Source organism: Bordetella muralis (assembly GCF_965139205.1).
Taxonomy (GTDB): domain Bacteria; phylum Pseudomonadota; class Gammaproteobacteria; order Burkholderiales; family Burkholderiaceae_B; genus Bordetella_A; species Bordetella_A muralis.
Map to the genome: position 1 here is coordinate 137,010 of NZ_CBCSIU010000011.1, position 13,793 is coordinate 150,802.

Genomic DNA, 13,793 nt, shown 5'->3' on the forward strand with positions numbered 1-13,793 from the left:
GGGCCAATGTCCGGTTTGGGCATTAGCGGTCACTGGCTTGCGAAGGCTTGGTGGCGGTACTCAGCCTGAATTTAAAGAGTCCTCACCGACAGCTTCTGGCCGCTTACGGCCTTGCAGGTATTCTATCCGCTTGATGGTGTTGCGGTAGGTGCAGTGCATTCAATACTTCCCTGACTCCTGAAACGCCGTCGCGGCTACAGCAAATTCCCTGAACGGTAAGCTCACCCTCGCAATCGGAAAATCCCCCGCCAAGGCCACATATCCGTCCAACGCTGGTAGCGACTGTATCTGCGCCGCCGTCACCACGTCTTCTGTCGTCCGATCCATATTATCCGAGGTGTTGCGATGGTCCACACTCCGGCTGACGCTGTACTTGGGGCGTTCAACTTCATGAGTGCTGAGGCTTTCACTCATATCCTTTGCCGTTTGCGGGTCGGTGCGGGAGCCGCCCAGCACAGCCAGGTTGCGAAAACTCGCTCGAATGGTAGTGGCCATGGTGCGCCCGTAGATGTACTCCAGCTGGGATGTGCTCTGCAAACCCGCAACGATACGCAGACCGTTTTTCCGCCCTTTGGTCAAACCCGCTTCCAGTGACGGCAGAGCTTCCAGACTGGCCAGCTCATCAATGAACAGCCACCAGCGTCGGTGGGTGCCTTCGGGCATGGATAAGATGGATGTGATGAATACGTCGGCCCATGACGATACGAGTGGCTTCATGGAGCTCATCATGTCTTCGCGCCAGTTGATGTACAGGTTTCCACCGTCTGGCCTAGCCAGCCAGTCTCGGATGGAGAACCTTCCCGGTTTCATGCCGGTGTGCTCGGACAGCTTGTTCGACAGCACGAAACGGGCGGAAGACAGTGCTTTGCTGGCTTCGCTGGAGCCAACAAACAGAGATTCGGCCAGGGTGCCTTCCAGAAATTGTTTCAAGACCTTGGGGTCTTCGATGGTGCACAGGCGAAACAGATCCATGACACTAGCCCCGTCGCCCTGTAACTGATGGAGTTTCTTGGCCGTCTCGCGTAGCAGCAGTCGGCCGAAGTCGTTCCATTCTTCAGCGTTCTTATCCTGGCTCATGGGGACCATGGAATGGGCCAGCCGCTTCCAGTCATAGTCGGCTCGGACTTCGTTGAAGAACGACCAGCCTTGGCTGCGGGCGTCATAGGGGTTCAGGATCACGTCGCCTGGTTGCCAAAATTTGCTGAGCAGATCGCCGTTGGGGTCGATGACGATGGTGCGGTCATTGCGATTTGGTGGCTGGCCTAGCAGGATGGTTCTCATGCTGTGGTGTGAGCGGTTCAGCACAGAGGCGGCCATGTTTCGTAGCAGCACCGACTTACCGGAGCCCGTCGCGCCGCTAATCAGCAGGTGCAGGTTTTCATTGGCGGTCGGCATGGGGATACCGCCTACGTCGATTTGCTGCTTGTCGCTTTCTTCGCACAGGCGAGCCAGGCTTTTGGCCGAGGTGGTACGGGTGCCGCGGATGAAGCGGGTGTAGGCAGCACCTTCAAACCCTTCGGTCTTGGCCGTGCGTCCGACAAACAGAATCAGCATTAATGCGAGCACCAGGCCGGCACCCAGTGCGTAGTAAAGCAAGGGGTACTGAGGTGTCAGCAACACGAAATGCCGGAAGGTTCTGGCGTTCCAGTCTCGCCAGTGCATGTGGCTTCCCCAGGTGGCAGCGGCCATCCAGGTGCCAGTTGGAAAGATTGCCAAAGAGAAGGCGGCAATGCGCCGCCGCGTAATGGGCGAGATCAGGGTGGACATGAGTATCGGTCCTCAAGAGATCAGGATCTGGCCCAAGGCCAGGCCTGCTAGTAAGCCCCCCAAAATGCCTGCTGCGCCGCCCACTGCCAGTGCGATCAGGACCATACGCCGTGCGGAATGGTGGGCGATGCTGGCATATTGCCCGGCGTCTCGCGCGAGATGATTCAGGCGATTGTTGGTGTCATTCAGCATGGCCTGAATGGCGTGTTGAGCGTGCTGGTTGATGGGTTTCGCTGCCGCTTCCATCGCGGCGATCAGGTGGCGGCTGAGTTGCTGAGGCAAGACTTGCTGTGTGTCGGCCATGGTCTGCATGTGCTTCTGCACAGCATCCAAGCTTTGGGTAGCGTTTTCCAGCCTATCTACGAGGCCAACTACTTCACCCAGTACCTCGTGGTACAGCAAATCTAGTTTGGTACGGGCGCCACTGGGATTCGGGTGTGACTCCATGGTGGTACGGCTCAGGAAAAGAGGGCGGTGAAAGCCGCGTTCATTTGCCTGTCCACCGGTTTAGCCAGGGCGCGTAGGGCGTGCCGGTTGCTTAGCTGTGAAATGCGGACATGGTCTTCAGGGTCGGCAGCCCGAAGCAGTGCACGGTAATCCGTCTGATCGGCCAACACGTTGGCAATGGTCGTGCGTTGGTCGGCCAGCAGTTCAAAGACTTCGTTTTCGTAGATGGCAGCGCCGGGGCTGGCCTGTACTTCGCCTGTTTTGGCGGCATAGGCCAGGATGGAGGGAAACTCATCCTGCACGCTGCTATCGACACGATTGAAAAGGATCCGCACCCGATCTGGATCCACGCCCAGTTCGGCCAGGGCTGCCACAGTCTTGATGGTCTCTCGCTGTGCCTTGCCGGTGTTAATGACTGGCAGGACGAAGTAGCTCATTTCCTCGTGAGCTCCTTCATAGCGCATCATGTGCGTCAGAAAATCCTCGATGTTGCTGGCGCCCACATCGACAATCGCATCTTCGCGGGTGAGCAGTTCCCGGAACAATCGGCCAAAGTGTTCGCCGCGTAGCTGATCAACATCCAGGCCCAGATCAGCACCCGTTTCATTGGTGGATTCGACTGCAAAGATCTGAGCGCTGTTCATGCGGGGAGCGAGGAGGTGAGAGGCAGCTACCGTTTTGCCAACGGAACCGGTGTAGTTGAGAACGGCGACTTTCATGATTTATTCCTTTTGACGGGGATGTTGTCAGCAGATGGAGTGCGATTGGCGAGCCCTTCACGGCGCAAGGCCTCCAGGTCTATCCGCATGTCGCGAATCTTTCGCAGATCGCCAGGGGTTTGGATATCGCGGGGTCGGCCTTGAATGGCATCAAGTGCCGGAACAGGAGATGAGGATTTCGTTGTTGGGGTAGATGGTCTGACTGCTCGCCGCTGGGCCTTGCGCCAACGGTACAGCGTGATGGCATAGGTGCTGTGCTGTACGGCCAAGCCTGCGGCGGCCAAGTCGTCCAGCACCGCAGCATGTGGAACACCTGTCGCCAATTCCACTTCGATCAGCGGAAACAGAGCACGTAGTTGTGCGGCGATGCTGATACGAGGGTCCAGGGCAGCAAGGGCGGCGCGATAGCGCGCTACGGGTCGGGATTCATTCATAGGCTTCCATGAGTGAGGTGAAGACAGTGTTGGTAATCGGATGGCGCAGCGGGTGGACTTATCCACAGGTCTGCTTGGTAGTAATAAGGTAGAAATAAGGTAGAAGGCGTCGAGATGGCTGGAAAGCCCCTATTCATGCGGGTTTCCAAAAATGATGCGCGATGCTATGCCGATAAAGCGCGATGCTGTGCCGATAACCCGCGATGCTATGCCGATGAGGGCGCGATGCTATGCCGACGACAAAGACGACTTATCCACAGGCAAGATCTGATCAATAAATAACCAAAAAATGGCCGTAATTGAGTAGGTTTGGATCACGGGATGAGACGTTATGACATGATCAATTAGCGATCCAGACGAGTCCAGACAGCTTGTTCATGTCCCTTGGTCGCCGTCTCGATTCGGGGCTCTGCGATTACTTCCAGCGCTTCCAGTTCGGCCAAACTGCGCTCAAGAGTTGCTCGAAAATCTCGCATGCGACCGGTGTATTGGGCACGCTCTTTCAGGATGCTCAGGCCGTATTTTTGCTGGATGTCAGATGACGTTCCGATGAGTCGCTGCAGGCTTTTGGAGAGATCCAGCCGCATTTGCAGTCGTTTGGACCAGTCCACCAAGGCATACTCCCGATTGCCGAAAATCTGTGCCCAGCGCGGATCGGCGTAGATGGTGTAGTAGCCACTGGGTTCGTCATAATCAAAGCCGCCGATCATGGCGAGCACCCGGGTTGAGGGGTGATTGCCGTAGCTGTATTTGATAGAGCCATCCTTACGACGGGCTTCGATGCTCAGGGTAAAGCGGGCCAAATCCTTCATGCCCTCATGTAGCCACTCGTATTGGCTGCCTCCGGTAGGCCTGCCCATTCCGCGTAAGAAATCCGCGCGATTGATGATGGGGGCTTCACCTAACAATGCGGTGGTCTGCAGATACATGGCATGCATCCAGATGTCCGCATGGTCTTCGCTCAACTGCTTGCCGGATCCCTTGAGCAGAATGTTGCTGCCTTCCAGAAATACCGTGTCATCGTGCAGTGTGCGCCAGCCTCGACGAACAGGTGCGAAGACCGCGCTTCGGGCGATGTAGTTGGGGATGGCTCGTGCTGTTTCCTTGATACCGGGCAGGATAAACGGTGTTGGAGTGCCGGCCTGCTTTTCTGCGGCAGCCGCCAGTGCTTGATCGGCCTTTTGGTGAGCACGTTGCATCGCGGCAGACATATGCAGCAATTTGCCGTCCTGGTGAAAGGGCAGGCGAGTGGGCGAAATCATGAGTCAAGCTCCAGGCGAGCCCATACAAGGCCTGCCTGGCGCGTGTGCAGTGCCTCACACGGGTTCAGGGGAAGGGAGTAACCGCGCCTGTTCATACCAGGCCGGCAACGAGATAACGGACGTTTGCTGATGTGGTGCGTGCGGCGATTTAGCCGCCGACCAGTCTTCGAGGCTCAAACCAAAGTTCTTTCAGCCGAAATCGCTCAAAATGCAGCACGACGTCTACGGTCTGACGTAAGAAGGCCTGAATGGTCGGCAGATCAAGGTTGCCGCCGGTAGGCGATTGCTTGATGAGGATGGCGAGACGGTCAAAAGTATCAGTAGCGCTGTTGGCATGCGTGGTGGTGACTGATCCCGGGTGACCTGTATTCAAGGCTGCCAAATAATCCCAGGTTTCGGGACCGCGTAGTTCGGCCAGGAATATCCGATCTGGCGACAGACGCATGCAGGCGGCCAGACTGTCCGTAGCCGGAACTCGACCGCGTGTACCGCCATACATCAGGTGAATCCGATTTCTGTGCCGTGGCAGAATCAGTTCATGGACATCCTCGATGGTGACCAGCCGTTCATCGGCGGGGACCCGATCGATAAGTGATCGGGCAAAGGTGGTTTTGCCGGACCCGGTAGCGGCCATGTTAGAGGTCGATGCGATACCTGAATATGACGCCGGCGAGTGGGACTACTGGGCGACCTTGATCATGTTGCTCATGATCTACGGAAGCCTGCCTGCCGCCAAAGAGGTTTTGAATCTACTCAACAAACTTGTGAATGAGGATTTGCCTCATGCCTGAGTCAAGTCAATACGTCGATTTCTACCTGGGATCAAGTGCATCAGAAATCGAGCTGCACACACTGCAGATCTCACAGGTCAGCTTTTCGAAGATTTATCGGTTTCAGCCGTACTACCGACAGGGGCTCTGGCTTCGTGACGAAGCCGGGGAATTGCAGTTCTTCGACTGGATGCCCATGAGGCTCGAGCCGCTGGGCGATCGGGGGAATCTGGATTTTGGCCTCGGGGTGACGTTTGGAGATCTTGGCGAGGTGTTGCCAGATGAGATCGAGCGGGCTCGCACGGCAGGGACATTGCTTAAGAATCCCGCGGTAGTGATCTACCGCATCTATCGCTCTGGAGACCTCGAGGCGCCGATGTATGGACCAATCAGGCTCCAGGCCAATCTACAACGCTGCGATTCGATGTCACGGAGAACAGCTCCGCGTGGGCTGCTTTGCGGGCGAAGCTTGGTAACGCCACGGGCGGCCCCACGCTTTCTCGGCCCTCGGGTGTTGTACAAGTCGATATGTCCGGGACATATACGATCAACACGGTCACCGGCAACCAGATCACGCTCGACAATCCAAGCGCTGTGAATGCAGATTGGACCGTGCTGGCCAATGACTACGGCGGGGAAACGGTCACATTGTTTCCGGTCATTGCGACGACGGCTGAGCGCTGGATCGGCTGGGTCACCGTGGAGTCTCAGCGGCCGATCCGGCGAATTATCGCCAACATGGTCGCCGCCGCGCTCTATGCGGACAATGGGCAGCAGCAGTACCGCCGCAATGTGGATTTCCGCTTCGAGGCCCAGCGAGTCGATGTGCAAGGCAACCCGTATGGGGCCGTGCATGCATTCGAGCGCACAGTGGTCGGGTCAGCTACATCGAGGTCGACTCGAGCTTATACGCTCAACGTCGAGCTGGTGAACGACCCTAGCAATCGCTGGCGCTTCCGCGCACGTAGGCTTACCGCCACAGATACCGATTTTGAAGGTACGACCATCGACGAGGTGAAGTGGCGTGATTTGTATGCGTGTGGGTACGTGGATCAGCTGCATTTCGGCGACGTGACCACTGTCCATGCGGTACGCCTGGCGACTGATGGGGCGCTTGCGATCAAAGATCCTAAGCTCAACATGCTCGTCACCCGAAATCTTCCGCGGCGGATCTCCGGCTCCGAGTTCACGACAGAGCTTTTTCCGACGAACAGTCTTGCCGATATTCTCTCTGCTGTGTGCTTGGATCCGCTCATAGGTAACCGTACTCCGGATGAAGTCGATTTCGACAACATTTATCAGACCGAGCAGGAGATAAAGGACTACTTTGGCATCGACGTTGCTCAGTTCAACTACACGATTGATAAGGACAATCTTTCCTTTGAAGAGATTCTTACTATGATCTCGGGCGCGGCTTTCTGTCGCGCATACCGCCGAGGCAGTGTGATCCGCCTTTACTTCGAGCGCGCTACCGATGACAGCACTTTGCTGTTCAATCATCGCAATAAGATTCCGGGTAGCGAACAACGCACCGAGGGTAATGATGCGGAGAACGACGGCATCGAGTTTGAGTGGATCGATCCAAATAATAACGACGCGCCAGCGACCATATATATCCCCGAGGACAGGTCGGCAGTCAACCCGAAACGCATTGAATCTGTAGGTGTGAGACTCAGCGAGCAGGCTTGGATTCTCGCCTGGCGTGAGTACGGGAAATTGATGTATCAGGATTGCGCCACGCAGTTTACGGGTTTGCCAGAAGCCAACCTTCTCATTCCATCAGAGCGATTCTTGAATGCCGACAATACACGAGGCCGTAGCCAGGATGGTGAGTTCATTGAGGTGGACGAAGACGATCCATTGTTAGTGACGCTTTCGCAGCCGATGCAGTGGCAAGAGGGGCAGGCATATCAGATATTCATTCAGAATCGGGACGGTTATGTCGAGCGAATGGGTGTGTCGTCCGGCGGTGGTGCCCGCTGGGCGCTGTTGGAGCGAGAACCGCGCACGCCCATTCTAACGAGACGCACTGGAGCCTACTTCCCGACTACCTATGTGATAGGCGTCGGAACAAGCCCGCGCCAAGCTCGTGCGTTCATCCTGGGCGAAAAGGACCGCGCCAATGCTGACGGCACGGTGCCACTGAGAGCAATCAACTACGACGATCGGTACTACGAGCACGACCTGGATTTTCATCCGTAACAGCTAACCCGTTTCAACCATACGCCCCGCCATAGAGCGGGGCTTTTTTATGCGAGTCGCATATGGCTGCTATTAGCAAAGAAGAGCTTAATGGTGCTTCGTTTGACGCCGGGACACTAAAGAAATATGCCAATGATCCGGCTGGCGTGCCGAACGTCAATCGGGTGGGCAACGATGTATCGAATCTAGCCACGCTCAAAGCGGAGGTGCGTGACGCCGCGCTTATGGAGGCTGGGGTGACTCCGTATGAGTTGGCTGTCGATATCCCCGCTTCGGGTAATGCACCCGGCAGTCGAGCGAGAGTCTGGGGCGATACGACAGAAAACAACGGCTACTACACTGCGGATTCCACCGGAGTGTATACGCGAGATGATCCTCAGCCCGCCAATCAAGGCGACATTGACGAACTGCAGGTAACGATTGCCACCACCCTTGGCCTGTCTGTGGATTCGGCTGATTACATTAAAGTGGTAACAGGTCCGGATAAACGTATTTATGTCTGGCTGGATCACGGTCTTATTGAGGCGATGGGGCTCGGTCCGAGGTTGACCAGCGAGACCCAGCGGATCGCCGTTGATCGAATGTCCCAGTACATCGGGATCGATGAAGATACGGGGAGCGCGGCTCGAATTGTTCAAGGTAAGAACGGGCGAGTCTACCTTTGGATAGACGATGGCCTTATAGACGCTGCGGGGTTTGGCCCACGACTGACAAAGGCGATTCAGGACACGGCCCAGGTCAATAATGCATCGTCTGTTCCAACGGTGCTGACGCGCGATCTGCCCCTTCGTACGGATGGCTCATCATTGCGCCGCTGGCATGCAAAGCTCGGCCAGATTCTTGCTGGCTCTGGCCAAGCCCGCCTTGGAATGACGGGCGATAGTTGGACTGAGTTTCTGACAATTCTCGAGGCTCTCTGCCCGGCGCTGTATGAGAAGTTCGGGCGCGCAGGGACTGGCTGGATTTCGTTTACGCCGAGCTACTACATGGATGGCGTTACCGGCTCGCGGTCTGCGGGATGGACGCTCTATGACCCGACACAAGAACCGTTCGATCCACCTCCAATGCCAACCGGGCCGGATGGTTTTGTCCTGTACTCATCAACAGCGGGCGATTCCTACGACCTTGGAAATCTCGTGCATGGCGACTCGTTGACCGTATTCTTCGCCGCTCAATCTGGATCGTTCCGGTGGCAAGCTAACGACGGGGCGTGGACGACCGTCACGCCGGACACTGGAGGCTCTCCCGTTCAGTCAGCGGTGATTCCGCTGACGTCTGGAAATGCTGATGCCGTACGAATCGAGACGGTTTCAGGCACAGTGGGTTTAACAGGGTTCCTGCTGCGCGATAGTGCCGCAGTTGGCATAGAGGTTCTAAAGTTGGGCCAGGGCGGGGCCACTGGCTACGATTTCATGCAGTTTGCCGAGTGGATTCGTTACTACGCCACCGCACTCGACCTAGATCTAGTTGTGACGATCCTGGGCACCAACGATCCAGTGCGCCCGCGCGCGAGTATCGCGACTTTCGAACAGGCGCACGAAGCCATCATTGCGGCGTATCGCACAGCCCATTCTGACTGTGGCAACGTGATTGTCATGCCAATGCAGCGGTCCACCGGGGCCATATTGATTCCCCAATCCCAGTACCGAAGTGCTGCGTATAACGTCGCGCTAGCGAATGCGACCGAATGGGTGAACGGATACGACGCATGGGCTTCACATGCGGTCGAGAATGCTCGCGGTCAGTGGGCGGATGGTGCCCACGTATCGAATGCTGGGGCACAAAGATTCGTACACCAATCACTTTTTCCTGTTCTCGGAGTCTAAAGATGGGTCATTTAATTACCAGCGTGGCCGCAACGGAACGAAACTATCCCTGGGATGGTGATTTCTCGATGCCTCAGTTGTCCTACACGGATGGCCTTGTAGGCCTGTACGTCTTGGGCTTGAGCGATTCGATGTCGTGCCGGAACTTTGCAAATCCGGCTCTACCACTCCTAGTCGTCGGGTCCCCCGATTATTCGACTGACGGCGCCGGCGTGGGCCCCGGCGCCTACTTTGATACGCAATTGCCAGGTACGCCGGATATGACACTGGTTGCAGTTGTCCAAAAGATCAACGGAAGTGCCGCACCGGTCATTTCCAATTTGACGCTCGCACAGGATGTCGGAACGCCATATGCGCGGGGTGACACGATGTTTGCATCCATTCAAGACGGCATATTGAGTACTCGAGTGTTTCGTGATCAGGGTGGGGCAAACGCAGGCCCTCTGACTGGGCTCTATGTGGCTCGTGGGCTGCCTGGTGGATGGGCAACGATAGGCGGCTTATTTAACGGATCAAACAACTCTGGTTCCTCCGTGATCGGCCAGGGTGGCGCCTCGGCCGCAGTTAACAACGCTGCTACGGGAGAAGCGCGTTTGACGTTCAACAATACGTTGCGCATCGGATCGGTCATCAGCTCATCCTCGACGCAAGGTAGCTGCCGCGTGAGAATGGTCGCGATCTATAACACCATTCCGCCGTCTGGTGGCTTAACAGCGTTGGTGGATGGCATTCGAACCGGGTTCGGACCGAGTGTCGGACTAACCGATCTTTAGCCCCAATATCGATTAGGGCTTTGTGGCGATAATGATTTGGATGCTGCGGTGTGTCGGGAGCATGTTGAGTCTGAACTCGGACTTGATTCCGGCTGCGGCTAAAGCTCTAACTGTGTCAGCACCTTGAGCTTCGATATTAGAGTCTGAAATATCAACTATCACGCCATAAGCTCTGCCGCTGAACACGGGTTGATCAATGCCGTCGAATACCTTGAAACCGGCTTCTTTGATTGCGCTTCGCAATTGCTCCGCAAAGCCCATCGCTTCTACATCTCCGCTGATGCTGCCGACCGCTATGTCGAAGGGCTGTAAACGCTGAAGATACTGAACCAACGCTCGGTGCTGATCACTGGAGAGTCTCCTTGGGGCCAATTTGTCCTCCAACTTCAGACGCGCTGTGCGCTCTTCTTCTAGCCTTATTGCCAGTTGAAGATTTTTATTTTTCAGTCCTTCTGTTTCTGCTTCTAGGCGGTTGGCGGATTCGCGAGATTGTTCCGCTGTAGCTCTCGCGCTGTTTATTGCTTGGTCATTGTGTTTGGAAATGACCCCGGATGCCCAGAACGTCAGAACGGCAGATAGGACGGTGATGGCTCCCAGTCCAATTGCAGCGAGAGATGCCCAAAAATACATCCGATTTGCTGTTTCTAAGGAGATGTCCCAAATGGATGTCATTGGTTTGGTTTCCATTTTTGCCATAGTGGTCATTATCTTGGCGTTGATTTTGTTGGGTCTCGTTGTGCGACGCACGTGTCGGCAACAGCGTCCAAGTGCGCGGAAATAATTTATCACTATTTGAGCGGCCCGCCGATGCGGGTTTTTTTACGCCTGGAGATTCAATGCGCGAGCCTGATTTTGCAAAAGCGGCCATGCTCTCGCCTGAAATGGCCGCCAAGTGGTATGACGCTGTAGAGCGATCAATGATGGAATTCGCGATCGTTTCGCCTTTGCGCGCAGCGATGTATATCGCTACCATCGGCCACGAGTCGGCGGGTTTCGTGCATACGCGAGAGATCTGGGGCCCGACGCCAGCCCAACGTCGCTACGAGGGTAGGGCGGATCTTGGCAATACTCAGCCAGGGGACGGATCGCGATATCGCGGTCGGGGGCTGATCCAGATCACTGGGCGGGCAAACTACCAGGCTGTTTCTGATGGCCTAGGCGTCGACTACATCAATCACCCTGAATGGCTGGAGCGGCCTGTAGACGCCGCCCGATGTAGTGGCTGGTGGTGGAAAAACAAGGGTTGCAACGAGATCGCCGATTCCGGCGATTTTTTACGCCTGTCGATCCGCGTGAACGGCAAAAACAAGAACGGGCTGCCCAATGGGTGGGAGGACCGGCAACGCCGGTATGAGACGGTGCGCCTTGTGTTTGGCGCTCCATAACAGCCCTTAGGAGGGGCGATGGATCTCGAAAAATGGGCATACGGTGGCATATCCGTAATCGTGGCCGGCTTTGTCGGCAAGTGGCTCGTACCTCTACTCATGCGAACGCTGGACAACAGTGTTGCTTCAGCTACGGCCTCGGGCAATGCGCTGGCCACCATCACGGCCGAGCGAGATCAGTGGAAGCAGAGGGCCATTGAACTCGACGGCCAATTGCAAGAAATGCGCAAGGATTGGGCTGCAATGAAGGGTGATATCCGGCTTCTTAAGTACCAACTTCGCGAGGCGCAGGTTCGTATCGCACGCCTAACTGGAGAGCCTGTACCGGTCGGCACAGATGATGAGGAGATCGATCATGGGCAAGGTAATTGAGCGGCTTTGCCGCTGCGATGAAGACCGCGCCAATCACCTATTGCGAGCGTTGAAGGTATGGCTCGCCTATGTGGGAATCTTGTGTCTGGGCGGGCTGATATTTGGTACGCCGCTGTACTTCTGGTTTGACCGCACGGTGGCGTCAATAAATTCCGGCCATCAGGCCGAAGTGACACGGCTAATCGACGTCAACAAAGGTTTGCTGGTGATCATCGATCAGCGGCTACCGCCATTGGTGGCAAAGACAGACGCCGCTGTTCAGGCTGCGCAAGAGGCCGTTTCCAAGGCTGAAGGCGCTTCCAAAACTGCCGCAGGGGCAGGTGCGACGGCTCGTCAGGCAGCAACTACCGCGAAGTCCGCAGCCAATAAGGTGAGCGAAGCTGCAGCAGACGTGAAAGAAGCGGTGACGCCTCAGCCTGTAGAGCCCAAAGATCCTCCTGACTGGCTGGGGGGATCATGATCAAGAAGGTGCTCGATCTGGTGACGGGCTGGAAGGGATACCTAGTCGCAGGCGCGATCGGTGCTGTGCTGGTATCGCTCGGCGTCTTGGCTTGGTCGTGGCGCTGGTCGTCTGGCTATGACGCCGGCCATGCCGCAGCGCTGGCCGAAGTGAAAGCCCAACAAGCCGCCATCGAGCGCGGCATGCAAGTGGAGAAAGATCGTGCTGATGCCCAACATCGCGGCGCCGTGCTGGCCCGCCAACTCGCCGAGCAGAAAGCCCAGACCTTGGAGCTTGAGCTTACTGCTGTCAATACTCGTATTGACGGGTTGTTGCGGCAGCATCGCAACCGTACCCCAACTGCCGGAGCCGTCAGAGGACCTGATGCGGCCGGCCCCGACTGGATCGGAATACTTGGAGAATGTCTTGCGCGAGCAGAAAGCCTATCAAGACGACTTGGCGAGGTGGGAGCGGACGCTGCAGGATGGGCCGATCAAGTGAATGGGTTGCAGGGATATGTTCGATCTATAACTGCTTTTCAAGGTCCTGCGAGATTTAGTAGACACTAGTCAAGGTCTACCCATGGAATGTCTGGCGTAAGGCGAACGAGTTCTGCCGCCGGAGCATAGATGGTCTTTGTTCCGTTTGCATGCTCGGCAATTACATTAAGAAGAAATCTATATTCTCGGTCGCGACTATATCGCGGGGGCTTGGTAAAAGCCAAAGACCGGATGATCGAGAACACGCCGTTGATTTTCTCCTCGTCTCCTGCGGTTAGAGTGATATGACGATCTGTATATAAAATGGCCCGGTCGTGTACCTCTACTGTTACTTGGTCGAGCGAGATTTTTCCAGACTCGATATCTTGTTGGAGCTTTGGCTCAATCCATTCAGGCTGTAGTTGCGTTGTCATCATCCGAGACAGATGCCACGCAAAAAGGCCGGATTTTTCAAATGGTAGCGACCATGAGTCGCTGTATGATTCAAAGAGTGGGCTAGTCTGGTTTTCGTCTGTCAGGGACATGCAGAATACAAAACCATTAGGCAGTGAGCGCTCTATTTCGAAACGCGCCTCATCAACTATGACAGGGTCTCCATCGCGCCTGACCCTAAGGCATTGGACCTTTATACGGGTGAACGCTGGTAGTCGAGGTGCTGATGAGTGCTGATCAGTACCAGAGACAAACTGGCCGCCGGTTAGCGCATTTAGGTTCGCGGCAGATATCGAGAATGGTCCACGAATATCGACATAGAGTTTATTTGTCGCCTCGCCCTCATCCTTGATCTCTAAGTTTTCATGTTGTTTGTAAAAATAATACGAACCTACCTGCAGCTTCGCAGTAGAGCTCGTTCGGATATTGTGTTCTGGATTACAGCTCTTTATAAGTCGCATCGCA

General features: G+C 55.8%; 16 protein-coding genes. 8 read left to right on the plus strand and 8 right to left on the minus strand.

What is annotated here, in order from left to right; translation table 11 throughout:
- Window positions 1-159: 159 nt before the first annotated feature.
- From ACNA0I_RS16885 to ACNA0I_RS16910, 6 genes are all read right to left on the minus strand, one after another.
- The gene (locus tag ACNA0I_RS16885; protein ID WP_415807151.1) at window positions 160-1,767 is read right to left on the minus strand and encodes a type IV secretion system DNA-binding domain-containing protein; all 1,608 of its coding nucleotides are present in this window, start codon (window positions 1,765-1,767) and stop codon (window positions 160-162) included.
- 12 nt (window positions 1,768-1,779) lie between these two features.
- Window positions 1,780-2,214, minus strand: coding sequence for a hypothetical protein (locus ACNA0I_RS16890; protein WP_415807152.1), 435 nt, complete (start codon window positions 2,212-2,214; stop codon window positions 1,780-1,782).
- An 11-nt stretch (window positions 2,215-2,225) separates the two neighbouring features.
- Window positions 2,226-2,933, minus strand: coding sequence for a StbB family protein (stbB, locus tag ACNA0I_RS16895; protein WP_415807153.1), 708 nt, complete (start codon window positions 2,931-2,933; stop codon window positions 2,226-2,228).
- Entirely contained in the window at window positions 2,930-3,367 is a 438-nt protein-coding gene (locus tag ACNA0I_RS16900; RefSeq protein WP_415807154.1) for a hypothetical protein, read from the minus strand. The genes stbB and ACNA0I_RS16900 overlap by 4 nt, the downstream gene beginning before the upstream one ends.
- A gap of 344 nt (window positions 3,368-3,711) precedes the next feature.
- The gene (locus ACNA0I_RS16905) at window positions 3,712-4,629 is read right to left on the minus strand and encodes a TrfA (RefSeq protein ID WP_415807155.1); all 918 of its coding nucleotides are present in this window, start codon (window positions 4,627-4,629) and stop codon (window positions 3,712-3,714) included.
- Between the two features lie 148 nt (window positions 4,630-4,777).
- Window positions 4,778-5,263 (minus strand): ATPase, T2SS/T4P/T4SS family, encoded by a 486-nt coding sequence (locus ACNA0I_RS16910; RefSeq protein WP_415807156.1) that lies wholly within the window; start codon window positions 5,261-5,263, stop codon window positions 4,778-4,780.
- Between ACNA0I_RS16910 and ACNA0I_RS16915 the strand changes: the two genes are divergently transcribed.
- From ACNA0I_RS16915 to ACNA0I_RS16930, 4 genes are all read left to right on the plus strand, one after another.
- Complete coding sequence (locus tag ACNA0I_RS16915; protein ID WP_415807157.1) at window positions 5,262-5,420, plus strand: hypothetical protein; 159 nt, start codon at window positions 5,262-5,264, stop codon at window positions 5,418-5,420. The two genes, ACNA0I_RS16910 and ACNA0I_RS16915, sit on opposite strands and share 2 nt — an antisense overlap.
- Window positions 5,421-5,927: 507 nt before the next feature.
- Window positions 5,928-7,601, plus strand: coding sequence for a host specificity factor TipJ family phage tail protein (locus tag ACNA0I_RS16920; RefSeq protein ID WP_415807158.1), 1,674 nt, complete (start codon window positions 5,928-5,930; stop codon window positions 7,599-7,601).
- 62 nt (window positions 7,602-7,663) lie between these two features.
- A complete protein-coding gene (locus ACNA0I_RS16925; protein ID WP_415807159.1) occupies window positions 7,664-9,427 on the plus strand; it encodes an SGNH/GDSL hydrolase family protein in 1,764 nt (587 codons plus the stop codon).
- 2 nt (window positions 9,428-9,429) lie between these two features.
- Window positions 9,430-10,200 carry a hypothetical protein gene (locus tag ACNA0I_RS16930; protein WP_415807161.1) on the plus strand — a complete coding sequence of 257 codons (771 nt, stop codon included), beginning with the start codon at window positions 9,430-9,432 and terminating at the stop codon, window positions 10,198-10,200.
- A 12-nt stretch (window positions 10,201-10,212) separates the two neighbouring features.
- Here the strand turns inward: ACNA0I_RS16930 and ACNA0I_RS16935 are convergent, their stop codons facing one another.
- Window positions 10,213-10,905: a hypothetical protein gene (locus ACNA0I_RS16935; RefSeq protein ID WP_415807162.1), complete on the minus strand. Its 693-nt coding sequence runs from the start codon at window positions 10,903-10,905 to the stop codon at window positions 10,213-10,215.
- 131 nt (window positions 10,906-11,036) lie between these two features.
- On the opposite strand from ACNA0I_RS16935, the gene ACNA0I_RS16940 reads away from it, so the two are divergent.
- From ACNA0I_RS16940 to ACNA0I_RS16955, 4 genes are read left to right on the plus strand one after another with little or no spacing between them, the layout of a single operon-like run.
- On the plus strand, window positions 11,037-11,585 hold the full coding sequence (locus ACNA0I_RS16940; protein ID WP_415807163.1) for a glycoside hydrolase family 19 protein: 549 nt from the start codon (window positions 11,037-11,039) through the stop codon (window positions 11,583-11,585).
- A gap of 18 nt (window positions 11,586-11,603) precedes the next feature.
- Window positions 11,604-11,957, plus strand: a complete 354-nt coding sequence (locus tag ACNA0I_RS16945) for a hypothetical protein (protein ID WP_415807164.1) — start codon at window positions 11,604-11,606, stop codon at window positions 11,955-11,957.
- Window positions 11,941-12,417, plus strand: a complete 477-nt coding sequence (locus ACNA0I_RS16950; protein ID WP_415807165.1) for a hypothetical protein — start codon at window positions 11,941-11,943, stop codon at window positions 12,415-12,417. Before ACNA0I_RS16945 ends, ACNA0I_RS16950 begins: the two co-directional genes overlap by 17 nt.
- Complete coding sequence (locus ACNA0I_RS16955) at window positions 12,414-12,965, plus strand: hypothetical protein (protein WP_415807167.1); 552 nt, start codon at window positions 12,414-12,416, stop codon at window positions 12,963-12,965. Before ACNA0I_RS16950 ends, ACNA0I_RS16955 begins: the two co-directional genes overlap by 4 nt.
- On the opposite strand, the gene ACNA0I_RS16960 is transcribed toward ACNA0I_RS16955, so the two are convergent.
- A complete protein-coding gene (locus ACNA0I_RS16960) occupies window positions 12,962-13,789 on the minus strand; it encodes a hypothetical protein (protein ID WP_415807168.1) in 828 nt (275 codons plus the stop codon). The two genes, ACNA0I_RS16955 and ACNA0I_RS16960, sit on opposite strands and share 4 nt — an antisense overlap.
- Window positions 13,790-13,793 lie beyond the last annotated feature (4 nt).